Annotated in this window: 16 protein-coding genes; 11 read left to right on the top strand and 5 right to left on the bottom strand. The window is 72.6% G+C overall.

Features of this window, described 5'->3' with window-relative positions; all coding sequences use genetic code 11:
• Positions 1-197: 197 nt before the first annotated feature.
• The 3 genes from ACFYYR_RS22850 to ACFYYR_RS22860 all read right to left on the bottom strand — a co-directional run bounded on the left by ACFYYR_RS22850 (position 198) and on the right by ACFYYR_RS22860 (position 9,362).
• Positions 198-1,358 carry an FAD-dependent monooxygenase gene (locus ACFYYR_RS22850; protein WP_388856475.1) on the bottom strand — a complete coding sequence of 387 codons (1,161 nt, stop codon included), beginning with the start codon at positions 1,356-1,358 and terminating at the stop codon, positions 198-200.
• Between the two features lie 4 nt (positions 1,359-1,362).
• Positions 1,363-8,556, bottom strand: a complete 7,194-nt coding sequence (locus ACFYYR_RS22855) for an amino acid adenylation domain-containing protein (protein WP_388856477.1) — start codon at positions 8,554-8,556, stop codon at positions 1,363-1,365.
• 275 nt (positions 8,557-8,831) lie between these two features.
• The gene (locus ACFYYR_RS22860; protein ID WP_388856480.1) at positions 8,832-9,362 is read right to left on the bottom strand and encodes a TerD family protein; all 531 of its coding nucleotides are present in this window, start codon (positions 9,360-9,362) and stop codon (positions 8,832-8,834) included.
• A gap of 327 nt (positions 9,363-9,689) precedes the next feature.
• Here ACFYYR_RS22860 and ACFYYR_RS22865 point away from each other — a divergent pair, with 327 nt between their 5' ends.
• The 5 genes from ACFYYR_RS22865 to ACFYYR_RS22885 all read left to right on the top strand — a co-directional run bounded on the left by ACFYYR_RS22865 (position 9,690) and on the right by ACFYYR_RS22885 (position 14,441).
• On the top strand, positions 9,690-10,295 hold the full coding sequence (locus ACFYYR_RS22865; RefSeq protein WP_388856483.1) for a YdbC family protein: 606 nt from the start codon (positions 9,690-9,692) through the stop codon (positions 10,293-10,295).
• Positions 10,296-10,643: 348 nt separating this feature from the next.
• A complete protein-coding gene (locus ACFYYR_RS22870; RefSeq protein ID WP_388856486.1) occupies positions 10,644-11,303 on the top strand; it encodes a histidine phosphatase family protein in 660 nt (219 codons plus the stop codon).
• A 12-nt stretch (positions 11,304-11,315) separates the two neighbouring features.
• Positions 11,316-12,224, top strand: a complete 909-nt coding sequence (locus ACFYYR_RS22875; protein WP_388856489.1) for an ADP-ribosylglycohydrolase family protein — start codon at positions 11,316-11,318, stop codon at positions 12,222-12,224.
• 837 nt (positions 12,225-13,061) lie between these two features.
• Positions 13,062-13,763: a ribonuclease HII gene (locus tag ACFYYR_RS22880; protein WP_351504998.1), complete on the top strand. Its 702-nt coding sequence runs from the start codon at positions 13,062-13,064 to the stop codon at positions 13,761-13,763.
• 63 nt (positions 13,764-13,826) lie between these two features.
• Complete coding sequence (locus ACFYYR_RS22885; protein WP_388856493.1) at positions 13,827-14,441, top strand: hypothetical protein; 615 nt, start codon at positions 13,827-13,829, stop codon at positions 14,439-14,441.
• A gap of 254 nt (positions 14,442-14,695) precedes the next feature.
• On the opposite strand, the gene ACFYYR_RS22890 is transcribed toward ACFYYR_RS22885, so the two are convergent.
• Positions 14,696-15,355, bottom strand: coding sequence for a hypothetical protein (locus ACFYYR_RS22890; protein ID WP_388856496.1), 660 nt, complete (start codon positions 15,353-15,355; stop codon positions 14,696-14,698).
• Positions 15,356-15,571: 216 nt separating this feature from the next.
• A complete protein-coding gene (locus ACFYYR_RS22895) occupies positions 15,572-17,737 on the bottom strand; it encodes a RecQ family ATP-dependent DNA helicase (protein WP_388856499.1) in 2,166 nt (721 codons plus the stop codon).
• A gap of 145 nt (positions 17,738-17,882) precedes the next feature.
• On the opposite strand from ACFYYR_RS22895, the gene ACFYYR_RS22900 reads away from it, so the two are divergent.
• The 6 genes from ACFYYR_RS22900 (at position 17,883) to ACFYYR_RS22925 (ending at position 26,072) form a co-directional block, all read left to right on the top strand.
• Positions 17,883-19,184 carry a DUF4192 domain-containing protein gene (locus tag ACFYYR_RS22900; protein ID WP_388856502.1) on the top strand — a complete coding sequence of 434 codons (1,302 nt, stop codon included), beginning with the start codon at positions 17,883-17,885 and terminating at the stop codon, positions 19,182-19,184.
• A gap of 287 nt (positions 19,185-19,471) precedes the next feature.
• Positions 19,472-20,236 (top strand): NUDIX domain-containing protein, encoded by a 765-nt coding sequence (locus ACFYYR_RS22905; protein WP_388856505.1) that lies wholly within the window; start codon positions 19,472-19,474, stop codon positions 20,234-20,236.
• 155 nt (positions 20,237-20,391) lie between these two features.
• On the top strand, positions 20,392-22,140 hold the full coding sequence (locus ACFYYR_RS22910; protein ID WP_388856508.1) for an ATP-binding cassette domain-containing protein: 1,749 nt from the start codon (positions 20,392-20,394) through the stop codon (positions 22,138-22,140).
• 156 nt (positions 22,141-22,296) lie between these two features.
• Positions 22,297-23,184, top strand: a complete 888-nt coding sequence (locus tag ACFYYR_RS22915; protein WP_388856511.1) for a FadR/GntR family transcriptional regulator — start codon at positions 22,297-22,299, stop codon at positions 23,182-23,184.
• Positions 23,185-23,538: 354 nt separating this feature from the next.
• Positions 23,539-25,101, top strand: coding sequence for an RNA polymerase sigma factor (locus tag ACFYYR_RS22920; RefSeq protein WP_388856514.1), 1,563 nt, complete (start codon positions 23,539-23,541; stop codon positions 25,099-25,101).
• A gap of 143 nt (positions 25,102-25,244) precedes the next feature.
• The gene (locus ACFYYR_RS22925) at positions 25,245-26,072 is read left to right on the top strand and encodes a S1 family peptidase (RefSeq protein ID WP_388856517.1); all 828 of its coding nucleotides are present in this window, start codon (positions 25,245-25,247) and stop codon (positions 26,070-26,072) included.
• Positions 26,073-26,096 lie beyond the last annotated feature (24 nt).

Genomic DNA, 26,096 nt, shown 5'->3' on the forward strand with positions numbered 1-26,096 from the left:
TGAGTGGCCTGAACGGCGGCTGCTGAGGAGGCCGATTCGCGGATGAGAGGGCGCCGGCCATCGGTCGGCGCCCTCTCTGTCGTTCTTCAGGGCGTCGGCGGTCCGGAGAGTCCCCGCGATCCGGAACGTCGCACCTCCCCCCGCCGGCAGCGGCCCGTCCCCCCGACCGGGACGACGGGCCGCTCCCGGCTGCCGGGTCAGTCCGGGATGCCCGGGAAGGTGAGCGCCGCTCGCTGCTGGCGGAGCAGCGTGCGGTTGGGGACCAGCCGCAGGTAGCTGTCGCGGGCCAGCCGGCGCACCGGGTTCTCCAGCTGCTCCATGGTGCTCGTCGCGATGGAGGCGGTCACGACGGCGCGGGTCCGCTCCCGGCGCCGGTCCTCGTACGTCCGCAGGGCGGCGGGGAGGCCGGTCGCCCCGGCGAGGGTCCTGGCCAGGACCACGGCGTCCTCCATCGCCATCGCCGCGCCCTGCCCGAGGCTGGTGGGCATCGGGTGGGCCGCGTCGCCGAGCAGCGTGACCGGGCCCTCCCCCCAGCGGTCCTGGAAGGTGCGGTAGCGGGACCCCACGGCCAGGATGTCCTCCCGCGGGGTGGCCCGGACCGCTGCCTGCGTCTCCTCGGCCCAGCCGGAGTAGGCGCTCAGGATCTCGTCCTTGTCCCCCTGCCAGTTCAGCGACCGGGACGGGGGCATGTTCTTCGTGCCCCACCAGTAGACGCGGCCGTGCCCGATGTCGACCAGACCGAACCGCTGTCCGCTGCCCCAGTAGTGGACGACGCCCCCGGCGGACAGCCGCGGGTGGCTGAAGGGCGCGATCCCGAGCCAGCAGACGTAGCCGCCGTCCAGGGCTTCCTCGGGGCCGACGATCCCACGGCGCACGACGGAGTGGAATCCGTCGGCGCCGACCACGACGTCGCCCCGGGCCGTGGTGCCGTCCTCGAAATGGACGGTGCCGTCCGGTTCGACGCGGGTGGCGGCCGAACCGAGGACGATCGGGGTGTCGCCCGCCGCCTCCAGCAGCGCCTGCTGCAGATCCGTGCGGCTGATGCACACGGTGGGCACGCCCAGTTCGGCACCGATCTCGGGCAGCGGCAGCCGCCGGATCAGCCGGCCGCGGGTGGTGCGGACGGCGAACGACGTCACCGCCTGGCCCCATTTGGCCAGGTGGAGATCGATGCCGAGGACGTCCAGCGCGGCCATGGCGTTGCTCGTCACCGACAGCCCGGAGCCCGCGGCGCGCAGCTCCGTCGCCCGCTCGTGGACCACGGCCTCCATGCCGAGTCTGCGGAGCGCGACGGCGAGCGTCAGTCCGCCGATCCCGGCACCGATGATCAGTACCTTGGTGGGTCGGTTCTCCGGCATGGTGTCAGTTCTCCTTCGAAGCAGCGGCCGGAGCCGTGCGGACGATGCGGGCGACGGTCCGGGACACGTGCCCGATATGGGGTTCTTCCATGATCGTGAGGTGATCGCCGGGTACGCCGATGACCTCGAGGCCGCCGCCCGCCAGGGCTCCCCAGCCGTTCGCCGGGTCCCGGTGCCGGCTGCCCGCGGCGCCGTGCATCGCGGCGAGGACCTCGGGCAGCGGCTCGGTCGCGCGGATCAGCGTGAGCTCGTGGCCGGTGGGTTCCGGGCGGTAGGCGAGCGTGGCGTTCCAGTTCGCCTCGTACACGCGGAACAGCCGGCGGATCACGGCTCCCGAGCTCCCCGCCGGCAGCACTCCGGCCTCCGTGGCGCGCCGGGCGATGTAGGCGAACTTGCCGTCCAGGGAGGTGATGTCGTCCGGGATCTCCTCGACGGGCGAGGCGCCGCCGCGCTCCAGCCAGAGCAGTTCCCAGAAGAACCAGCCCAGCAGGGCGTCCTCGGTGTACCGGTTCCGCTGCTCGGTGTCGACCGCGGTGGTGTCGAGCAGGATCAGCCGGGAGACCTCCTCGCCGGCCTCCCGCAGCTGCCGGGCGATCTCGAAGGCGGCGAAGCCGCCGAAGGACCAGCCACTGATCGTGTACGGCCCGTGCGGCTGCACCCGGCGCAGTGCGGACACGTAGGAGGCGGCGATCTCCTCCATGCTCCGCAGCGGTTCGGTGCCCGGGTCCGCCCCCGCGGCCTGCAGCGCGTACAGCGGCTGGTCGTCCGGCAGGTACTGGGCGAAGGGCAGGTAGCAGAGCACGTTGCCGCCCATCGGATGCACCATGAACAGCGGCGGCCGGTCTCCCTGCGGGCGGATCGCCACCAGCGGGTCGAACGGCGCGGGGGCGGCACCGGAGACCGCGGAGCGCACCTCGGCGGCCAGTTCGGCGACGGTGGGCGCGGCGATCAGCCGGCCCAGCGGGATGCCGACGCCGTAGCGCTGCTCCACCGAGACGACCAGGCGCATCGCGGTGAGCGAGGTTCCGCCGAGGTCGAAGAAGTTGTCGTGCACGCCGAGTCCGCTCACCTGCAGGAGGTCGCCGAGCATCTCGACGAGCACCTGCTCGTGCTCGTCGCGCGGCGCGGTCGGCGTGCCGGAGCCGGCCGCCGCGGTGAGCGGAATCCGCCCCAGGGCCGCGTCGTCGCGCTTGCCGCTGGGCGTCAGCGGCAGCCGTTCCAGCCACTGGAAGTGCGACGGAACCATGTACTCCGGCAGCACGTTCCGCAGGTGCCGGGCGAGGCCGTCGAGGTCCACGGACGCCGGGTCCCCGACGAGGAACGCGCTGAGGAAGGCGTCGTCCGCGCCGCGCCGCCGGGCGACGACCGCTGCCTCCCGCAGCCCCGGGCAGCCGTCGGCGAACGCGGTGACGGCCAGTTCCACCTCGGCCGGTTCGACCCGGAAGCCGCGGACCTTCACCTGGGTGTCGGCGCGGCCCACGCACACGATGTCGCCACCGGGCAGCACCATGCCGAGGTCCCCCGTCCGGTAGACGACGGCGGGACGGCCGAAGGGATGGTCGAGGAACCGTTCCTTCGTCAGGTCCGGCCGGCCCGCGTAGCCCTGGGCCAGACAGCTGCCGCCGAGGTACACCTCCCCGCGGACCCCGGGCGGCACCGGGCGCAGCCGGGCGTCGAGCACATACGCCTCGACACCGTCGATGGGGGTGCCGATGGGGGGCAGTGCCGGGAACGCGGACGGATCGCCGGTCATGGTGAACCGGGTGGCGACATGGGTCTCCGTCGGACCGTACTGGTTCTCCAGCACCACCCCCGGCAGCCGGCCGCACAGCCGGCGGATCTCCTCGGTGACGCGCAGCTGCTCGCCCGAGGAGATCAGCACCCGCAGCCGGGACGGGACGAGGCCCAGGCCGTCCGCCGCCTCGGCGAGCTGCTGGAGCGCGACATAGGGCATGAACACCCGCTCCACGCCCTGCTCGTCGAGGAGGCGCAGCAGCGCGGGCATGTCCCGGCGGACGTCCTCCGGAACCAGGTGCAGGGTGCCGCCCGAGCAGAGCGTGGAGAAGATCTCCTGGAAGGACACGTCGAAGCTCAGCGGGGCGTACTGCAGGGTGCCGCCGCCGACGGCGCCGCTCGCGGTCCGGGTCTGCCAGGCCACGAGGTTCGCCAGCGCCCGGTGGGGCATCGACACGCCCTTGGGCTCACCGGTGGAGCCGGAGGTGAACAGCAGGTACGCGGGGTCCTCCGGATCGATCACGGGAGGTTCGGCCTCGTCGGCGCCGGGGCACGGTTCGGTCACGGACTCCGCGGGGAGCAGCAGCGCCGGGTCGCCGATCAGTCCGGCGTACCGGGCGTGGGCGATGACGCGGAACGGCCCGGCCTGCTCGATCATGCTCCGCAGACGCTTCTCGGGATACCCGGTGTCCAGGGGCACCACCGTCGTCCCGGCGCGCAGCGCCCCGAGGATCGCCGCGATGGTTCCGGGGGAGCGGTCCATGGCGATGCCGGTCCGGGCGCCGTGCGGGGCGCCGAGCGCTCGCAGTCTCCCGGCCACGGCCGCCGCCGCGGTGGACAGCTGTGCGTAGGTCCACCGTTCCTCGTCCATGACCAGGGCGGTCGCCCCGGGGGTACGGGCGGCCTGCCGGTCGAACCGGGTCACCACGGTGTCCCGGGGGTCGTCCAGCGGGGCCGCGGCGGGGTGAGGTTCCTCGGCGAGGAAGCCCTGGTCGGGCGCCTCGTCGGGCCGGTCCACCAGGCGCTGGAGGGTCCGGACGTAGAGGTCGGCGTAGAGGTCGGCCTGCTCGGGGGTGAAGGTCCGTCCGTCGCAGTCGATGCGCAGCCGCACCCGGTGGTCCACCGGGTCGGTGACGGCGTTGACCAGCAGCGTGAAGTTGGTCTCCTCCCAGGTGCGGAAGCCGGTCAGCTCGATGCCGTCCAGACCCAGGACCGGGGCGAGCTGCTGGAAGTGCACATAGTTGAAGGCGGTCTCGATCACCGTGCCGCCGCCGAGGTCCTCCTGGACGGCGCTCAGCGGGTAGTGCCGGTAGGGGTGGCTCTCCCGCTCCTGCCGCAGGGCCTCGCGCGCGATGTCGAGCCGGCTCTCCCCGGCGGTACTGAGCCTGATGGGCAGGGTGTTCAGGAACAGTCCGGCGATGCGCTCCGCTCCGGCGCGCTCCGGGCGGCCGTGGGAGACCAGCCCGGTGGTCACCTCCGCGGTGCCGGTGAGCGTGCCCAGGGTCAGTCCGTGCGCGGCGAACAGCACCGACTTCACGGACAGCGCCCGCTCCTGCGCCAGCGCCCGCAGCCGGGTGCCGGTCTCCTCCGGCAGCTCGACCAGGCGCACGATCGTTTCCTCGCCGCCGTCCGCGGGCTGGTGCGGCCGGAAGGCGTCGATCTGGACGGGGGTGCGTCCGTCCAGCTTCGCCCGCCAGTACTGCCGGCTCTCCTCGTGCTCCAGGGCCCTCCGCTCGGCGAGGACGTGGTGCGCGGCCGAGGGGAGCGGGGTGTCCGGGACGGGGCCGGTGGGCAGCCCGAGCCCGTGCGCGTAGTCCTGGAGCAGCTCCCCGAGCAGGTTGGCCACGCTGCCGCCGTCCAGCAGCGCATGGTGGAAGCTGAGGACCAGGTCGACGGCGGACGGCCGGACATGGGCACGGAGCAGGTACAGCGGTGCCCGGTCGAAGGCGTAGTCGTGGAAGCGGCGGCGCCGGATGTGGTCCTCGATCCGGGACTCCGCCTCCGCGGCGCCGCACGCCCGCAGGTCGGCGACCTCCAGGCCGCCCCGCACCGTGGGCCGGACGATCTGCAGCGGTTCACCGGTCAGGTCGAAGTGGGCGCGCAGCACCGGGTGGCGGGCCACCAGCCGGTCGAACGCCCGGCGGAACGCGGCTTCGTCCCAGGCCATGCGGAGGGTGTAGCGGAAGACGTCCTTGTAGACGGCCGAACTCTCCTGGCGCCGGCTGTGATAGATCAGGCCCAGCTGGAGCCGGGTGAGGGGATAGGCGTCCTCCGCGTCGCCGAGCCGGGGCCGGTCCACACCGGAGACCAGCGCGAACGGGGCGAGACCGGGTTCGCGTTCCGGTTCCGCGGTGCCGGCCGAGGCGGCCAGACCGGCGACGGTGGGGCTCCGCACCAGGTCGCCGAGGGCGAACGTCACCCCCCGCCGCTCGGCCAGGGCGCGGATCCGGAGCATCAGGATCGAGTCGCCGCCCAGCGCGTAGTAGTCGTCGTGCACCCCGACGCGCTCCACGCCCAGCACCTCGGCCCAGACCTCGGCCAGCACCGTCTCCACCGGGGTGCGCGGCTCCTGCTGCCCGGCCGCTCCGCCGGAGGTGCCGGGGTCGGGCAGCGCCCGGCGGTCGGCCTTGCCGTTGGGGGTGAGCGGGATCCGGTCGATCCGCAGGAAGTGCGCCGGGATCATGAACGGCGGCAGGGACCGGGCGAGATGCGCGCGGAGCCCGGCCACGGGCAGGTCGGATCCGGCGGTGTAGTAGCCCACCAGCTGGGTTCCGGACGACGCGGTGGCGCGGTCCACCACCACGGCTTCGTGCACCCCCGGGGCGGTCAGGAGAGCGTTGGTGACCTCGCCGAGCTCCACCCGGTTGCCCCGGATCTTGACCTGCCCGTCCAGTCGGCCCAGATACTCCAGCTCGCCATCGGCCAGCAGACGCACCAGGTCACCGGTGCGGTACAGCCGGCCGCCCGGGGTGAACGGGTCGTCGACGAACTTCTCGCGGGTGAGGTCCGGGCGGTTCAGGTAGCCGGCGGCCACACCGACACCGCCGATGCACAACTCGCCCGGCACGCCGGCCGGCTGGAGGTGGTCGTCCGGGCCCAGGACGTACAGCTGGATGTTGTCGATGGGACGGCCGATCGGTACGCGGCCGACCGGCCGGTCCGGGTCGGTGGGACAGATGTGGAACGACACGTCCACGGTGGCCTCGGTCGGGCCGTAGAGGTTCACCAGCGCCGGGCGTGGCGAACGGCCCCGGGTGAACACCCGGTTGAAGCGGTCGACCTGCGCTGTCGCGAGGGCCTCGCCGCTGCAGAAGACGAACCGCAGCGAGCGGGCCGCCTCCTCGGCAAGCTCCGGCGACTCCTGGAGCAGGTCGAGGAACGGGCCGAGCATGGAGGGGACGAAGTGCAGGGCACTGACCCGGTGATCACGGACGGCCCGCAGCATCTGCTCGGGGTCCTTCTCCCCACCGGGCGGCAGCAGCACCAGCCCGGCGCCCTCGACGGACCACCAGAACAGCTCCCACACCGAGACGTCGAACGAGACCGGGGTCTTCTGCAGCAGCATGTCCCCCTCGCCGAGCGGGTGCTGCCGCTGCATCCAGGCGAGGCGGTTGACCACCGACCGGTGCTCGACCATGACGCCCTTGGGCCTGCCGGTCGAACCGGAGGTGTAGATGACATAGGCGAGGTCGCGCGCGGTGGCCGCCGGTTCGAGCGGGCCGGCCGGTCCGTGCAGCAGGTCGGCCGGCCGGCGGACCGTCGTCCCCGCCACGTCCGGTGCCCGGTCCACGTCGTCGGCCAGCACGATCCGGGACCCGCTGTCCTCCAGCAGGAAGCGGATGCGCTCCGCCGGGTATCCGGGGTCCACCGGGACGTACGCGCCCCCGGATTTGAGGATGCCGAACAGCGCCACCAGCAGCTGCGGTCCGCGCTCCATGAGCAGGGCGACCCGGTCGCCCGGCCGCACCCCGTCGGCACGCAGGGCCCGCGCCACCTGATTGGCCCGGGCGTCGAGTTCGCCGTAGGTCAGCGACGCGCCATTGCCGGCGGCGACGACGGCGACCCGGTCCGGGTGCCGTGCCGCCCGTGCCTCGAACAGGGAGGACAGGGTGGCCTCGTCGGCGAACGGGACGACGGGCCCCTGGCTGTGCTCCGCCAGCAGGTCCCGGCGCTCCGCGGGTGTGAGCATCGGCACCGTCGACACCGGCTCGTCCAGCCGGCGGACCCCCTCGGTGAGCAGGACCTTCAGATGCCGTGCCACCGCCTCCACGGGGAAGTCGGCGTCGAAGACGTCACAGGCGTAGTCCAGGTCGACCTGGACATGGTCGACGTCGTCGAACGCGATGGCGTAGATGGCCAGGACGTCCTGGTCGTGCGACGGGGCCTGCATGGTCAGTGACCGGGTGATTCCGGGGAGCTGCGCGGCCCGCGGATAGCGCAGATAGGAGAAGGTGACATCGGATAACTGCCGTGTTCCGGCGGGGAGTCCGGGAATGTCCCGCAGCACGTCCCCGAGAGCCGGGCGCTCGTGCCGGCGCACTGCCGATGTCGCCTGCCGGACGTCGGCGACGAGATCACGCACCGACTGTCCGCCGTCCGTCCGGATCCGCAGGGGGAGGGTATTCGCGAAGTGGCCCAGCACGTCCTTGTGGTGCTCTTCGGGACGGTTCAGGAAGGGAACACCGATCGTCACTTCCCCGGCGCGGTGGATCCGGGAGAGACAGGTTCCGAGCATGGCCGCGAGATAGGGGAACGGCGGGAGGCCGGCCTCCCGGATCCGTGCGATCAGGGGGCCTTCCAGCACGAACGAGTGGCGTGCCCGTTGCGCGGAACCGCCGACGGTCCGGCGGGCGAACAGGGCCGGAACCACCTCGGCCAGCCTGCTGCGATGGAATTCCCGGTCGCGGGCGAACTCCGCGGAAGCGCGGTAGGTGCGTTCCTCCGGTACGAAGTCGAGAAGAGAGGAGGAAACCCCGGAGCATTCCTCGCCGCGCCGTATCCGCGCGTAGTCCGCGAAGATCTGGTGGGACAGCTGGTTGAAAGTCCATCCATCGGCGACGATATGATGTGCCTTGAGGTGCAGATGCGTCACCGAAGAGCTTTCCAGCAGCAGCGACACTTCCACCATGGGGCTGCGTCGGAGCGGAAGAGGCCGCTGGAGAGTGCGCTCCATCCATGCGGCGCAGGAAGCGGCCGGGTCGGATTCTCCCGAGAGGTCGAGGATACGGACCTTCGGGCCTTCGGGAACGGCCCATTGGTGCGGTGTTCCGTCGTGTTCGTCAAAGCGTAAACGGAATGTGTCGTGCCGTTGCAGTACCTGTTCCACGGCCGCGACCAGGGCCGCGCGATCGAGGTCGCCTTCGACGCGCTCATGGAGAACGCAGTTGAACTGGGGCGAGTCCTCCTGCTGGGAACCGGCCGTCCACACATCTCTCTGGTAAGCCGTCAGGGATGCCGTCGACATCAGGGGGGAGCCTTCCGGTCAGGAATTGGGGCCCTACCATCGTCAGCGACTCGTCGAGACCGGCTTATTGCCTAGATCACAGGGTGATCTAGATCATGCTGTTGTGGAGTGGTGGAGCCGCCGTCACATCGCGTCTCCATGGCTGGAATGGGTCATACCGGTGCCTCGGGGCCGGGGCCGGGGCCGGGGCCGGCGTCTGGTGCGAGCACCGCCGCACCCGGGGCGGCGGGCGAACCCACCGCCGCTCCCGGGCCCGGACGGAGCGTCCGGTGCGGTCAGGTGGGAAGGCCGCCCATCAATGCGGTGAAGGAGGCGGGGTCGGCATCGAAGCCCCGCACGGACCGGCGGAGTGTCCATGCGCCCGATTCGTCACGGCTGAATTCGGCCACGGTTGCCGCCGTGGCACCGGAAACCCCGGCGAAGTCGTCCGCCAGCAACTCGTGATGGTCCTCGACAATCCGCACGCCGGTGCTCTCGATGTCCCCGAAGGTCTTCCGGGCCTCGCCCTGCTGAATGGCCACCCCCACCACGACCCGGGTGTACACGGGGGCCAGCCGGTCGAGTTCGAGCGTCATCACCTCGTCGAACCCGAACCCCTGGCCGGTCCGGCTGTCCCGGTTGAGCGTGATGGTGCCGTCGGGTGAACGGCTGTCGAAATGCACCAGGTACGCGGGCTCGCCTGGCGGATTCTCCGTGGAGTAGGTCGCGGCGACGATGTCGAGGTCATTGTCCGGCTCGCCCGCGGGGCTGGGGTCCCATTTGAGTGTGACCTCGACTTTGCTGAGCCCCTTGTTGAGACTGTTCACCAGACTTCCCTTCCTCGGAACCGCGCCGATGTGGAATGTGTCCGCGGGGTGCCGCAGCGTCGCGGGCCGCTGCCGTACGCGACGGCCCGCAGAGCTCGAGCTTGCTGGGGAACGGCTCCCCCCCCCGGGACCCCCTCCGTAACTACCGGGATTTTCAACCCGGTTACCCATGGTGCCACGCGACGGGCCGCCTGCCGGGGCGGTCGCGCGGTACCGGCTCCGCGCCGGCGCCCGGAGCGGAAGGCGCCCGGGTCGCCGGGCGGTGCGGGGCCACCGGGCCCGGCTGGGGAGTGACGCAGGGCACGTTGCGGGCCGTACGATGGCGCGGTGCTGGTCAAGTGGATTCGCTGCACCGTGGTGGACCGCCGCGGTTTCGAGCGGGGGCAGCGGAAATGGGCGGGGCTGCTCGGCGAGCCGGGCTTCCGGGGGCAGGGCGGAGGGTGGAGCCGGGCGCGCCCCGGTGTGGCACACCTCTTCGCCTTCTGGGAGAGCCGGGCGTTCTACGACTCCTTCATGGCGCGGTCGCACGACCGTCTCGCGACAGCCCAGTCGGGGACGTTCAAGGACGCCCATATACGCCTCTTCGAGCACCGGTTCGATGTGAAGGTCGGTTTTCAGCCGGTCTTCTCCGACGCGGATGTGGCGCGGGTGGCGCACTGCCGCGTCCGTCCCGAACGGGTGGAGCACTTCACCCTCATGCAGGAGAAGGTGTGGAACCCGGCGATGGCCGGTTCCCCCGGGATGCTGCGCGGCCTCTTCGGCGAGGCTCCGGGGAGCGAGTTCCTGGTGCTGTCCCTGTGGGACTCCGCCGCCGAGCACGGGAAGTACCGCACGGAGCGGGTGGAGCGGCTGGCCCTGCGGACGCAGATCGAGGCCGATGTCTCCGCGCTCGCCGGTGATGTCGTGGCGCTGGAGCCCTCCTGGTCGGTGTGACGGGCCGGGGCCGCGGTCCGGGCCGGAACCACTCTCCGACGACCGCTCTCCGGCGGCGGCCCCGGTGCGGCTCCCGGGCCGGTGGCCGGCTGAGGCCGGATGATGCCTGAGACTTCCGGGTGAGGCCCCGTGGCCTCCGCGGCCCGTACCGGGTCGCCGCCCGTACCGGCTCGGGCGCGCCGGACGGGTGCGGGGCTGCGTCGGGGCGGTGCCCGCCCGGCCCCCGCGGCCGACCGCGCGGAGCGCCGCGGTGCCCGGAGCCCAGGCCGACGGCGCGGAACGGCCGGCTCCCCGCCGCCCCGCCGGGCGTGAGGGGCGGCCCCCGGAGGACGGATCTATGGTGGCCGCATGGCACGGCCCCGGCGCATCGTCCTCCTCCGGCACGGAGAGTCGGAGGGCAATACCGACGACACGGTCTACGAGCGGGAGCCCGATCATGCACTCCACCTGACGGAGACCGGATGGCGGCAGGCCACGGAGGCCGGCCGGCGGCTGCGGGACGTCTTCGGGGAGGAGCGGGTCAGCGCCTATGTGTCGCCGTACCGGCGGACGCACCAGACGTTCCGCGCGCTCGGCCTCGACCCCCGGAGGGTACGGATCCGGGAGGAGCCGCGGCTGCGGGAGCAGGACTGGGGCAATTGGCAGGACGCCGAGGACGTGCGGCTCCAGAAGATCTACCGGGACGCCTACGGGCACTTCTTCTACCGCTTCGCCCAGGGCGAGTCGGGGGCGGACGTCTACGACCGGGTCGGGGCCTTCCTGGAGAGCCTGCACCGCAGCTTCGAGGACCCCGACCACCCGCCCAATGTGCTGCTCGTCACCCATGGACTGACCATGCGGCTGTTCTGCATGCGCTGGTTCCACTGGACGGTCGCCGAATTCGAGTCACTGTCGAATCCGGGGAACGCCGAGGGCCGGACGCTGCTCCTCGGCGCGAACGGCCGCTACCACCTGGACCGGCCGTTCGAGCGCTGGTGCACACCCGAGTCGTACGGCGCCACCGGCTAGAGTGTCGGAGCGATGAGCGCTGATCCTTCTCCGCTGCGACGCTGCGAGCGTGCCCTGGCCGGCCTGCGTGGGCTGGCTGTCGGTGATGCACTGGGCTCCCAGTTCTTCGTGCCGTCGAACTACCCCGCGCTGAAGCGGCGCGCGCTGCCGCCGGGTGTCTGGCAGTGGACGGACGACACCGAGATGGCCTGTTCGGTGGTGGCGGTCCTCGCCGAACACGGCCGCATCGATCAGGACGCGCTCGCCCGCTCCTTCGCCGAGCACCACGACTTCGACCGCGGCTACGGGCCGGCGGTGAACCGGATGCTCCGGCTCATCCGGGAGGGTGGTGACTGGCGCGAACTCGCGTCCGCCCTGTTCAACGGCCAGGGGTCGTGGGGCAACGGTGCCGCGATGCGGATCGCCCCGCTCGGCGCCTGGTACGCGGGCGACGCGGAGCAGGCCACCCACCAGGCGGAGATCTCCGCGTACACCACCCACCAGCACCGTGAGGCCGTCGCCGGGGCGATGGCGGTCGCGGCCGCCGCGGCCCTGGTGGCCGCCCCCGAGGGCTGCGGCAGCCCCGAATCCCTGCTCAGCGGGGTGATCGAACTCGTTCCGCGCAGCGCTGTGCAGGCGGGACTGCGCCGTGCCCTGGACATGCTGGACTACGGCGACGCCGGAACGGTCGCCGCGGTGCTCGGTTCCGGCCGCCGCACCAGCGCCCACGACACCGTTCCCTTCTCGCTCTGGGCGGCCGCCCGTCACCTGGGGGACTTCGAGGCGGCGTTCTGGACGACGGCGCAGGTGGGCGGCGATGTGGACACCACCTGCGCGATCGTCGGCGGCGTGGTCGCGGCCGCGGCGGACGGCGCGCCGCCGAGCGAGTGGTGGGAGCGCACCGAGCCGTTGCCCGGCTGGGCTCCGGACGCCACCGGCTGACGGCCGAGCGGCCCCTCGCGGTCGCCCCCGCTGGATTCCCTCCGTTGACCGGGGACTGCGATCCTGATCACGCAACCCTGATCTCGGCCCTGGTGCCCGTGTCTCGGCCGTGCCAACGTGTCCCGTCTCGGCCGTGCCAACGTGTCCCGTCTCGGCCGTGCCAACGTGTCCCGGCCGGCGGCTCGGATCCCGGCCGTACCTCGGTGGTCCGCCCGGATCCGGCCATGCAGCCGCGGGGACTGAGCCCGGTGCCGAGCGACGGCGCCGGGGCGGTCGGCGGTACGGGGAACCTGTGACGGCACGGTCCGAACGGTCCGACGGCGGCGGGGAGCACGCCACGACACCGAGGACGAGCCGCTTCACCGATGGCGCGCGAACGTCATGTCCGGGCCGGTCCACGGTCCTTGAGCATCGAAACCGTACGCCGCGCACCGCACCTCCCGCCTCGGCCCGTGCCGGCCGGCACCGTGGTCCCCATGGCCGGGTGCTCCGGTCCGAACCTCGCTCCGTATTCGCGAATGCGACAGCTGTCCCATCGCTCGGCGCGCCGAACCAGGCCGTCCGCAGGGGGCGTGCGTATCTGCCCGACGAGGAAAATGATCCCCAGGGGTGACCCATGGGTGCGGAATTGTGGGGTGGAGGGCGATGTTCCGGAATTCTTCGCGGAGAGGTCTCCGGTGTCGACGGGCGGCCGTGCCATCCGGGTGGCAACAGTGTGCGCAAGCGAACACCCCGGTGCGGGGAAGCCGATCCGCGACCGGTGTCGCGGCGTCGGTCCCGAGGTGACCGATCCCCGCCTGCCGCAAGCCCGGCCCGGCGGCGTAATCTGACTGCGCCATGCCGTACGAACCGCCTACCCACAGCGTCGAGCGCTCACTCCGCGCGACGACCGGTGCCAAAGTCGTCGCGGGCGTCGACGAGGTCGGGCGCGGCGCCTGGGCCGGTCCGGTCACGGTGTGCGCCGCGGTCACCGGTCTCCGGCGTCCGCCCGAGGGGCTGACCGATTCCAAGCTGCTCACCCCCAAGCGCCGCACCGAGCTGGCCGGGGTCCTGGAGGGGTGGGTCACGTCCTACGCCCTGGGGCACGCCACGCCGCAGGAGATCGACCGCACGGGAATGACCGCCGCACTGCGGCTCGCCGCCGTGCGGGCCCTGGAGCTGCTGCCGGTCCGTCCCGACGCGGTCATCCTCGACGGCAAGCACAACTACCTGGGCGCGCCCTGGACGGTCCGTACGGTGATCAAGGGCGACCAGTCCTGCATCGCGGTGTCCGCGGCCTCGGTGATCGCCAAGGTGCGCCGGGATGCGATGATGGCCGAACTGGGCCTGGGCTGTCCCGACTTCGAGTTCGTCGACAACGCGGGCTACCCGTCGCCCGTGCACCGTGCCGCGCTGCAGGAGCTGGGCCCCACGGAACATCACCGCATGTCCTGGGCCTACCTGGATGGGCTGCCGCGCTGGCGGCATCTCAAACAGGAGCGGATCGGGACGGAAGCGGCGGCCCTGGAATCCGGGGGGCAGCTCGGCTTCGACTTCTGAGCGGCCATTCCGCGACCACCCCCGCTGATGCGTTTCGCACCGGCGTTTGATAGACATCAGCCCATGCCTCTCATCCCCGAGGAGCCTCAGATTCACGAGAGTGTCCCGGGTCCCCGCGCAACTCCGGCCCCCGGCCGTGCCGCGTCGACCCCCCGTCCCGTCCCTGGCCCCGGCCCCCGGCCCGCAACGTCGCGGCCCGGCCGTCCCGGTCCCCAGCGAGGCCCGTCCGCCACGCCGTCGCAGCGCGGTCCGCGTGACGCGGCCAAGTCCAAGGCGTCCTCCGCCTCGACCCCCCAGATCCAGCTGATCCCCGCTTCCGCGGAGGGCGCGCTGGACGCGGCCGAGGAAGCGGTGGACCTGCTGCTGGACTCCGGACGTGCGCCGCACGACATCCTCGTGCTGACCACCGGTGACCAGCACCCGTGGGCCGCGCACGAACTGTCCTTCGGTGAAGCGTCCTACTGGGCGCAGCACGACGCCGGCGACGACGTCTTCTACCTGGACGCCGCCGCCACCGAGCGCGCCGCCGGCCGCCCCGTCGTGGTGGTCGCGGTCAACGGTGGCCCGGACGACGCCGCCGCCCGTGCCCTGCCCGCCGCCATGACCAGAGCCGGAGTGCTGCTGATCGTCTGCGGGGATCCCCAGCGGATCAACGCACTCGTCGGCGCCGGCGCCTGAGCGTCGGAACGCACTGCTGACCGTCGGAGCGCGCTGCGCCCGATGGTCGGACGCGGTGCGCCGGACGACCGGATGCGCTGTGCCCGGCTGCTGAGCCGGGCCCCGCGCAGCGGGTCGCCCGGACGCCAACGGCCTTGCCGGCGCGTTCCTTCGGCGGGTTCCTTCGCGGGCCTCCGGCCGGAGCGGCGGCTGCACGACGGATCGCGTCGGCGTCCGGCAGCGGGCGGCGGGTGGGAGATGTCCTTCCCCGTTCGTCAGCGGACAGCGCTGGGACGTGCCCATTCCGCACCGGGATGGGCCCATTCCGCTGCCGTGTCCGCGACGTGCTGCGGGCGGGCGGACGCGCCGTTCCGGTCGACCGGTCCACCGCGGTTCTCCCCCGAGGGGGAGGCCGCGTGCGGTCGTCGGCCGCCGCGCCCCTCCCCGAACACCTGCCAGCCGCCGCTCGTCAGGGTGATGTACGACCCGCAGCGGAGACCGTGCAGCGTGCACGCGTCGCGCAGCCCCCACATCCACGCGCCGTCCTCCTCCGTCCAGCCGGGGTCTCCGTCCCGGCAGTAGAGGAGCACGGCCGTGCGCACGGGAACCCGGCGCCTGAGGTCGTGCGGGACGATCCGGCGCAGTTGCGCCAGCAGGGCGTTGCGGAGCACCCACCCGTCGGCCGCGGTCGACCGACGGGTGAACGACGCGCTGGCACTGACCCGTTCGTCCGAGCCGAGCACCGCCACCACGGCTGTCGAGGGATTCGGGCCGTGGCGGGAGTGCAGTCCGGTGACGACCTCGCGGGGGTTGCGCAGCAACGGGATCCCCGCCGCGGCCCACTCCGCGGGCTCGAGAATCCGCCCCGACCTGGACGGGGAGGCCGACGCGCCGCCGAAGGGCGCGGCAGGAGGAGGAGCGAAGCCGGAGGTCACGGTCCTCCCTCGGTCTGCACCGCCCGCAGCTCGGGCAGGGTCTGTCGCGGAGCGAACCGCGGCACGGCAGGCCGGGGCACGACGACCCCGGGTACGGCCGGTGCGCGGATCGCTGCCAATTCTTCCGGGCGGACTGGCCTGCGGCAATGAGCAATCCGCCCGGCCGACCGTTAACTGCCGTTCTGCCGCGTATATTTCGGCCACCGAGCCCTGCGATCACCCCTGCACGGCGAGGACCAGCGGAAACACCTCCGCTGCTCCGGCCCTGCGCAACAGCCGCGCGGCGACCGCGAGCGTCCACCCGGTGTCGGCGAGGTCGTCCACCAGCAGCACCGGCCCCGCGGCCCGCGCCAACTCCTCGGACAGCGCCGGGGGTACGGTCAGCGCACCGTGCAGCGCCCGGAGCCGCTGAGCACTGTTGGACCGCGGAACCCGGGGGTCCGCCTCCTCGTCCGCATACACCACGGATCCCAGCAGCGGCATCCGGCCGACGGCGGCGATGCGTTCCCCGAGCGTCCGGATCAGCTGGGGACGCGACCGGGAGGCGAGCGTGACCACCCCGACCGGCCTGGCCGGGGCGTCGGCCGTCCTGGAGGCCCATCCGCCGGGCCCCTTCGCCCAGTCGGCCAGCACGGTGACCACCGCGTCGGCCACATCGTCGGGCACCGGCCCGTCCTGCCCCTGAGCAGAGAGCAACGGCCGCAACCGGTTGCCCCAGCCGATATCGGAGAGCCGCCCGAGGGCCCGCCCGGGGGCGGCCTGTTCCGCGGCGGGAATCCGGCCCTTGAGCTCCACGCCGATGGCGGGAAGGCCGGTGGGCCACATCCGGCGCGGCTCCACCTCGACACCCGGCCTGCCGAGCTCCCCCCGCGCCGCCTCCAGGGACGCGGCTGACACCTCGGGGCCCAGGCGCGCTCCCGCGCAATTGTCGCAACGCCCGCACGCGGCCGCCGATTCGTCGTCCAACTGCCGCCGCAGGAATTCCATCCGGCAGTCGTCGGTGCCGGCGTAGTCCCGCATCGCCTGCTGTTCGGCCTCGCGCTGCCGGGCCACCCAGGCGTAACGTTCCGCGTCGTAGGTCCACGGTCGGCCGGTCGCCGTCCAGCCACCGCGCACCCGCTGCACAGCGCCGTCCACGTCCAGCACCTTGAGCATCGTCTCCAGCCGTGACCGCCGCAGTTCCACCTGTGGCTCGAGCGCGGGAAGCGAGAGCGGCCGCCCGGCCTGGGCCAGCACGTCGAGCGTCCGGCGCACCTGCTCCTCGCCCGGGAAGGCGAGCGAGGCGAAGTACCGCCAGATCGCCTCGTCCTCACGGCCGGGCAGGAGCAGTACCTCGGCGTGCTCCACCCCGCGGCCGGCGCGCCCCACCTGCTGGTAGTAGGCGATGGGGGAGGAGGGGGACCCCAGGTGCACGACGAATCCCAGGTCCGGCTTGTCGAAGCCCATGCCGAGGGCGGAGGTGGCGACCAGGGCCTTGACCCGGTTGGCGAGCAGGTCGGCCTCGGCCGCCCGCCGGTCGGCGTCCTCGGTCTTCCCGGAGTACGACGCGACGGAGTGGCCCCGCTGCCGCAGGAACGCCGTCACTTCCTCGGCCGCCGCAACAGTCAGGGTGTAGATGATCCCGGACCCGGGAAGCTCGTCGAGGTGGTCGGCCAGCCAGGCCAGCCGGTGAGCGGCGTCCGGCAGCCGCAGAACGCCGAGGCTGAGGCTCTCCCGTTCCAGCGGCCCGCGCAGCACGAGGGCCTCCGGGGCTCCCTCGCCGGTGCCGAGCTGCTCGGCGACGTCCGCCGTGACGCGGGCGTTGGCGGTCGCGGTCGTGGCGAGCACGGGGACGCCGGGCGGCAGATCGGCCAGCATGGTCCGCAGCCGGCGGTAGTCGGGTCGGAAGTCGTGTCCCCAGTCGGAGATGCAGTGTGCCTCGTCGACCACGAGTAGTCCGGTGCCCGCCGCGAGCTTGGGGAGGACCTGGTCGCGGAAGTCGGGATTGTTCAACCGCTCCGGGCTGACCAGCAGAACATCCACCTCGCCGGCGGCCACTTCCGCCTGGACGGCGTCCCACTCCTCGGTGTTCGCCGAATTGATGGTGCGTGCCCGGATGCCGGCCCGCTCGGCAGCTTCGATCTGGTTCCGCATGAGGGCGAGCAAGGGTGAAACGATCACCGTGGGACCGCTTCCTCGCGCCCGCAGCAGAGCGGTGGCCACGAAGTACACGGCCGACTTGCCCCACCCCGTGCGCTGCACGACCAGTGCGCGGCGGCGGTCCGCGACCAGTGCTTCGATCGCCTTCCACTGGTCTTCGCGGAGGGTGGCCGCGCCGGAGGGTGCCGCGACCAGGCGGGTGAGTACGGCGTCGGCGGCCGACCGGAGGTCTTCGTTGGTCATGCCCCCATGCAACCCGATACCGCGGACATCGCGCGAACGAGGCGGACGGCCTGTGGACAACCCTGTCCACAGCATGCGTACGACAAGATGCCCGGAGTTATCCACAGGGGTGGTGGGTGCGGCGTCCCCGCGGCACGGTCGTGGCATGACTGAGCACACCGAACCGCCCCAGCCGTCCTCCGAAGACCGGATCACCCTCCGCAGCCCCGCCGAACTCGCCGACGCCCTGCCCTACTTGCTGGGGTTCCATCCCGACGACAGCATCGTCATGGTCGCCCTGCACGGACCCCATGGCCGGTTCGGCGGCCGTCTGCGGCTCGGCATCCCCGGCGGTCCCGACGCGTGGCCGGAGGTCGCGCGGCAGCTCGCGGAATGTCTGGTGCGCGGCAGTGCCAAGCGCGGCTCCCGGCCCGAGGGGATTCTCGTCTTCCTCTGCCAGGACCCCTCGGGAGAGGAGGCGGCGCAGGAGGTGATGGAGCGGCTGCGGCCGCTGGCCCAGAGCCTGCGTACGGCGTGCGGCGAGCTGGATGTGCCCGTGCCGGAGGCGCTGTGCATCTCCGGTGGCCGCTTCTGGTCCTACTGCTGCCCCGATGTCCGGTGCTGTCCGGCGGAGGGCAGCCCGCTGACCTTGCCCGGCACGTCGGTCATGGCGGCGGCGGCCACCTTCGCCGGCATCCAGGTGCGCGGCTCGCTGCGCGAGATGGAGGCCAGGCTGGCTCCTCGTACGGGGCCGGCCACGACGGCGCAGGAGGAGGCACTGGACGCGGTCGCGACGGAGCTGGTCCCCAGGATCCTCGGGGGTGTCGCCCGCGAGACGGTCTGCGAGGAGACGCTCACGCTCATCCGCCGGCTCCTGGACCGGTTCGCCGGTGCGTCGCCGGCCGGCACCCACCATGACGCCGACCTTCGTGACGATGCCCTGGTCACTGATGAGGAGGCCGCAGCGATCATCGTGGGGCTGCAGGACCGGACGACCCGCGACCGGGCCGCTGAGTGGATGGAGGCCCCGGACGTGGACTCCGCCCTGCGGCTCTGGCGGGCGGTCGCCCGGCGGTGCGTCGGCGCCTATCGCGATCATGCGGCGGCCCCGCTGACGCTCGCGGGGTGGGTGGCCTGGTCCGCCGGGGACGAGCCCACCGCCCGGGTGGCGCTGGGCATGGCCCTGCGGACCGACCCCGACTACGTGTTCGCCAAGCTGCTGCACCAGGGAGCGAACGAAGGGCTCGACCCGGAGCTGCTCCGCCGCTGCCTCCGCAAGGAGCGGGCCGCTCGTACCGACCGCCGGCCCGGCCCCTCGGCCGGTGACGCCCCGGACCGTGCGCCCGGCCGAGGACCGGCCCGGCGGGACGGCAGGGGATCGCGGGGCGGCACCCGGCCGCCCGCGCAGGCGAACCGCAGCCGTATCCGCCGCCGGACCGGCCGCCGCGGCGCCCGGAGCAGCGGGTGAAGCCTGAGGCGCACTCACCCTCCGAGGCCCGGGCGCCGTGCGTGCCCCCTGTCCCAGCCCGTCCGGGCACCTCCAACGCCGAGGCCCCCGGGACCCGAATCCGCCGAGGCCCGGGCGCATCCGTGGCCCTCCGGTCCCCACCCACCATTGCCGCCGCCTCCCGGCGGACATCGACACCGCCAGGGGCGGGGAAGGAGTGACGAACGACCGGGCTCCGGTCCGACGTGTGGCCTGAAGTGCCTGTCGAAGGGCCTGTTTATCGTCAGGCAGACGACTATGATCGCCGCATGTCGCCCTACGACCCGTCGGCCTTTCCGCCCTTCGCAGTCACTGTCGACCTGGTCGTACTCACCGTGCGACGGCATGCGCTCTGTGCGCTGGCCGTCCGCCGCGGGGAGCCTCCGTACCAGGGGCGTTGGGCGCTGCCGGGCGGCTTCGTGAGGGCCGACGAGGATCTCGCTGCGGCCGCGGCCCGCGAGCTCTCCGAGGAGACCGGGCTGTTGGCGCACGATCCCTCCGGGCCCACGGCGGTGAACGGAGCCCACCTCGAGCAGCTCGCCACCTACGGCGAGCCCAAGCGGGACCCCCGGATGCGGGTGGTCAGCGTGGCGCACCTGGTGCTGGCCCCCGACCTGCCCGCCCCGCGTCCGGGCGGTGACGCGCGCAGTGTGCGGTGGGCTCCCGTGGAGGATCTCCTCGGGCCGGAGGGAGGCTTCACCCGGGACGGGGAGGAGGTGGCCCCGCTCGCCTTCGATCACGCCCGGATCCTGGCGGACGGTGTGGAGCGAGCCCGGTCGAAGATCGAGTACTCGTCCCTGGCCACCGCGTTCTGCCCCCAGGAGTTCACCGTCGGCGAGCTGCGCCGGGTCTACGAGGCCGTGTGGGGGGTCGCCCTCGATCCGCGCAACTTCCACCGCAAGGTGACCGGCACCCCCGGTTTCCTCGTGCCCACGGGAGGCACGACGACCCGTCAGGGCGGACGTCCCGCACAGCTGTTCCGGGCGGGCGGTGCGACGCTCCTCAACCCGCCGATGCTCCGACCGGAGGTCTGAGTACGCGTCAGCTCGTTGGGCCGCCCGGGGAGAGGAGGTACCCGGTCGGCGGTCATCGGCAGCGTGCCGCATGGAAAATAGGACATGTCGCGTTATCTTGCTCCGGTACCTGCCGCACTTGCCGAGGAGCGGTCTCCCGTCCCGCGAGAGAAGCGATGATCCAGGCCATCGGACTGACCAGCGCACCCCGACGCAGTGAACCGCCCGCCGTCGAGGAACTGACCTTTGAGGCCCGCCCCGGACACGTCACCGTTCTGCTCGGTGCCGACGGTGCGGGCAAGACCACAGCCCTGCGGCTCATGCTGCAACTCCGCCCCGGCCGCGGGGTCGCCCTCTTCGAGGGGCGCCCGCTGGACCACATGGCGCACCCGTCCCGCGAGGTCGGGGTCGTGCTGGGGGACGTTCCCGGTCACCCCGCGCGGACGGTCGGAAACCATCTGCGCATGCTGGCGGCCGCGGCCGGCGTCCCCACCGAGCGGGCCGACGAGGTGCTGGGTGCCGTCGGTCTCGGCGGCCTCGCCGAGCAGCGCCTCGGCTCGCTCTCCCGCGGCATGGACCGCCGGCTCGGTCTGGCGGCCGCACTGATCGGAGACCCCCACACGCTCGTCCTCGACGAGCCCACCAAGGGGCTGTCGTCCCGCGAGGCGGCCTGCCTGCACAAACTGCTCCGCGGCCACGCGGCCGCGAGCGGCACCGTCCTGGTGGCACTGGACGACCCCAAGGAGGCCGCGCGCTTCGCCGACCGCGTGGTCACCCTGGACGGCGGTCGCGTCGTCGCCGACCAGCCCGTGGCCGAGTTCGCCCGCACCCGTCTGCGTCCGCGGGTCGCGGTCCGCTCCCCGCACGCCGCCCGGCTCTCCGCCCTGCTGGCCGACGAGATCCACTCCGGCAATCCGGCGGTCGAGGTCGTCCGCGAGGGCGGAAGCCGGATCTCCGTCTACGGCAGCAGCTGTGCGGACGTGGGGGAGGTCGCCTTCCGGCACGGCGTGCTCGTGCATCAGCTGGCGGACGAGGTCGCGGACATGGGCCCGACCGCGGTCCCTGAGCAGCCGGACGGCGGCCCTGACTCCGCCGCCGGCGGGCATCTGCTCGACGACGCCACCATCCCGATCCCGCGGATGTCGCCACCCGGCCCGGTCTGGCCGGTGCGCTACGAGCTGCGGCGCGCGGGCGGTGTGCGGACCGGCTGGCTGGCCGCCGCAGCCGCGCTCGTCGCGGCGCTGCTCGTCGCCCTGCCCCTGGCCCGCGCCGGGGACACCTCGGCGGCGCGGCTGCTCACCGGCTGGCCCGAGGAACTGCCGCTGCCGCCCGCCGCGTTCGGCGCCGGACTGCTCGGAGCCCTCGCGTTCGGTCAGGAGTTCCGCTATCCGGCGCTCGCCCACGGTCACAGCCCGGTGCCCAGGCGGCTCGGTCTGCTGGCGGCCAAGCTCCTGGTCTGCACTGTCGTCGCCACCGTGCTCGGGGCGGTGTCGGTGGCCGTCAACGGCCTGGTGCTGCGGCTGGTCTTCGGGCCCGGCGCCGTCGGCCTTCCGCCCGACTGGCCGGTGGCGGCGCTGGGCTGGACCGGGCTCGTCATGGGCTGTGCCTGGGCGGGGCTGCTGGCCGCCGGGCTGTTCCGGTCGACCCTGATGGGGCTGGTCGCCGTCCTGTCGGTTCCCATGCTCGTCGTGCCCGCGGTGCAGCACCTGCTGGAACGTCCGGCGGCCCACGCCTTCCAGGGGCTGTCCGGGCTGTTCCGCGCCGGTTCTCTGGTGCAGTGGCCCTCCGGGGTGGACCCGTGGGTCTCCGGCGCCGTGCGGCTCGGTTCCCAACCGGTCGGACAGGCGCTGGCGTTGTCCCTCGGTGCCCTGCTCTGTGCCTACCTGATCGTGGTGTTGCGGGGGAGAACCCGCTGGTGGCCGTGATCTCGGGGGCGCCGGGCGCGAACTGCTCGGACCCCGGCGGAGCGAGCCCGTTTGCTTCCGATTAGGCGTCAATTATGAGGTGATGGGCGATCACCCTTTCGTGTGCTTTTCACCAAAGACCTCAAGGGTGCCTGGAGCGTCGCCGACAAAGGATGCGTGAGTACCCTTGCGCACACCATGATGACCGCGGCTCGCCCCGTCGACTCCGGCCTCCCCGGTCCGGGCGAGCTTGACCGCTACCCCTACGGCGACGCTCCCGGCACCGAGCGTCCCGCCGTCCCGTCCTGGGAGGGGGCCGACCCGGAGATGGGGAGAGTCGGCCGCCGCGCCGCCGGCAGCCGGGGCCGAGGGCTGCACGGACAACTCGTCCAGCAGCTCGGCCAAATGATCGTTTCGGGCGACCTGGGCGCCGACCGCCCGCTCGTCCCCGAGGAGATCGGCCAGCGCTTCGAGGTCTCCCGGACCGTCGTCCGCGAGTCGCTCCGCGTCCTCGAGGCCAAGGGCCTCGTCAGTGCCCGCCCGAACGTCGGGACCCGCGTCCGCCCGGTGAGCGACTGGAACCTGCTCGACCCGGACATCATCGAGTGGCGGGCGTTCGGCCCGCAGCGCGACGACCAGCGCCGGGAGCTGTGCGAGCTGCGCTGGACGATCGAGCCGCTCGCCGCCCGGCTCGCCGCCGGCCACGGCCGCGAGGACGTCCAGCAGCGGCTCGCCGACATGGTCGAGATCATGGGCCACTCCCTGGCCCAGGGCGACTCCCTCACCTTCTCCCGCGCCGACACCGAGTTCCACGCGCTGCTGCTGCAGCTCGCGGGCAACCGCATGCTCGAGCACCTGTCGGGCATCGTCGGGTCCGCCCTCCAGGTCTCCGGCGGCCCCGCCACCGGCTGCGACCGGCCCAGTGAGGCCTCGGTCGGGAACCACGCGCGCATCGTCGAGGCCCTCGGCGCCGGCGACGCCGCCGGAGCGGAGGCGGCGATGCGCCAGCTGCTCACCGTGCACCTCGAGGTGGAGCGCGTGGTGCCCGCACCGCGTGAGCACTGACCGCGGGAGCGGCGGGCGGCCTGCCGCCGGATCCCGCCCGGGATCCGGCGGTCTCGACCGGGCGGCCGCAGGTCCGCCGCCCCATCCGTGTCTGTCGCGGGCATGTGCCGGGTATGACCGGTTCGAAACCGGTGCACGATGTGACTCGGGCCACGCGGATCGGGCGTAACACTCTTCGGAGCAAAGCGATGACCTAAGAGGTGACAGTCGCTGAGGGAATACGGATGTCGTTCGCGACGCTGTGTTGCTCTGCGGTTCCGCCCGCGCCGTCGGTCCATCCCCGCCGACGGTCGTCGGCTCCGGTCTGTTGTGGACCGAGCCGGAAGCCGTTTCCATCGTTCCGAGAGGTTGTTCGTGTCGGCCAGCACATCCCGTACGCTCCCGCCGGAGATCGCCGAGTCCGAGTCTGTCATGGCGCTCATCGAGCGGGGAAAGGCTGAGGGGCAGATCGCCGGCGATGACGTGCGTCGGGCCTTCGAGGCTGACCAGATTCCGCCAACCCAGTGGAAGAACGTTCTGCGCAGCCTCAACCAGATCCTCGACGAGGAGGGTGTGACGCTGATGGTCAGTGCCGCGGAGGCGCCCAAGCGCACCCGTAAGAGCGTCGCAGCGAAGAGCCCGGCCAAGCGCACCGCCACCAAGACCGTCGCCTCCAAGACGGCCGCGGCCAAGAAGGCCGCCGCCCCCACCGAGCCCGCCGTCTCGCGCTCCGCGGCCGCCGCCGAGGACGAGTCGACGGCCGCGCCCGCAAAGAAGGCGGTCGCGAAGAAGACCGCCGCCAAGAAGACGGTCGCGAAGAAGACCGCCGCCAAGAAGACGGTGGCCAAGAAGACCGCCGCCAAGAAGGAAGCCGACGATCTCCTCGACGTCGACGACGTGGTGGAGGAGCCGGCAGCGCCCGGCAAGCCCGCCGCCGAGGGCGCCGAGGGTGAGCCGGAGAACGCGGGCTTCGTCCTGTCCGACGAGGACGAGGACGACGCCCCCGCCCAGCAGGTCGCCGCCGCCGGTGCCACCGCGGACCCGGTGAAGGACTACCTCAAGCAGATCGGCAAGGTCCCGCTGCTCAACGCGGAGCAGGAGGTCGAGCTCGCCAAGCGCATCGAGGCCGGCCTCTTCGCCGAGGACAAGCTGTCGAACTCCGACAAGCTCGCCCCGAAGCTCAAGCGCGAGCTGGAGATCATCGCCGAGGACGGCCGCCGCGCCAAGAACCACCTGCTCGAGGCGAACCTCCGCCTCGTGGTGTCCCTGGCCAAGCGCTACACGGGCCGCGGCATGCTCTTCCTGGACCTCATCCAGGAGGGCAACCTCGGTCTGATCCGTGCCGTCGAGAAGTTCGACTACACCAAGGGCTACAAGTTCTCCACGTATGCCACCTGGTGGATCCGTCAGGCGATCACCCGGGCGATGGCCGACCAGGCCCGCACCATCCGTATCCCGGTGCACATGGTCGAGGTCATCAACAAGCTCGCGCGCGTCCAGCGCCAGATGCTCCAGGACCTCGGCCGCGAGCCGACCCCGGAGGAGCTGGCCAAGGAGCTCGACATGACCCCGGAGAAGGTCATCGAGGTCCAGAAGTACGGCCGCGAGCCGATCTCCCTGCACACCCCGCTGGGCGAGGACGGCGACAGCGAGTTCGGTGACCTCATCGAGGACTCCGAGGCCGTCGTCCCGGCCGACGCGGTGAGCTTCACCCTGCTCCAGGAGCAGCTGCACTCGGTCCTCGACACGCTCAGCGAGCGCGAGGCCGGCGTGGTGTCCATGCGGTTCGGGCTCACCGACGGGCAGCCGAAGACGCTGGACGAGATCGGCAAGGTCTACGGCGTGACGCGTGAGCGCATCCGGCAGATCGAGTCCAAGACCATGTCGAAGCTGCGCCACCCGTCCCGCTCGCAGGTGCTGCGCGACTACCTCGACTGATCGGTACGCCGTAGTACGAAGGCCCGGAACCCTTAGCGGGGTTCCGGGCCTTCGTGCTTCCTGAATGCGTCCGTCCGGGTGCGGGCCGTGTCCGTTTGGGTCACCCTGGGTGTGCACATGGCGCCACAGAGTCAGGAGTGAGTATGCCTTCCATCCCCCGCGCGCTGATGGGTGCGCTGGCACTGACGTCCGTCGCCGTCGGTCCCTCCCTGGTGGCGCCCACTCCCGCCACCGCGGACAGCGTGATCATAGGAGGTCGGCAGGTTCCGGTGAACCAGAGTCCCTGGGCGGTGGCGCTCGCCAGCCGGGACCGTTTCGGCAGCGGCAGGTCGGGGCAGTTCTGCGGCGCCGTCGTCGTCGGCCGGTCGACGGTGCTCACTGCGGCGCACTGCATGAGCCGCGAGGTGCTCGGGACCGACCGGAGCGCCGTGCGCGACCTCCAGGTGATCGCCGGGCGGGACGATCTGCGGGGCCGGGCGGGGCAGGAGATCGCGGTGCGCGACGTCTGGGTCAACCCCGCCTACAACCCCACGACCAATGCCGGCGACGTCGCCGTACTCACCCTGGTGTCGGCGCTGCCGCAGAGCTATGTCGCGCCCATGGCGCCCGCCGGGGACAGTGCCTACCGGCCCGGCACCCAGGCCACGGTGTACGGCTGGGGCGACACCACCGGGCGCGGCACCTACTCCTCGACCCTGCATGCCGCCGGTGTGGCGGTGCTGGACGACGCGGTGTGCCGGAACGCCTATCCGGGCACCCAGGACGGCCGCTACGAGGCCGACTCCATGGTGTGCGCCGGAGAGCCCGGGGGCGGGCGCGACGCCTGTCAGGGGGACAGTGGAGGGCCGCTCATGGCCCATGGGCGGCTGATCGGCCTGGTCTCGTGGGGGAGTGGGTGCGGGGAGGCCGGTCAGCCCGGCGTCTACACGAGGGTCTCGGCGGTCGCCGGTCTGGTCGCGGCCCGGTCCTGACGGCGGACCGGCCCGCCCGTGCCG

The sequence above is a fragment of the Streptomyces sp. NPDC001922 genome (assembly GCF_042891165.1).
Classification (GTDB): Bacteria; Actinomycetota; Actinomycetes; order Streptomycetales; family Streptomycetaceae; genus Streptomyces.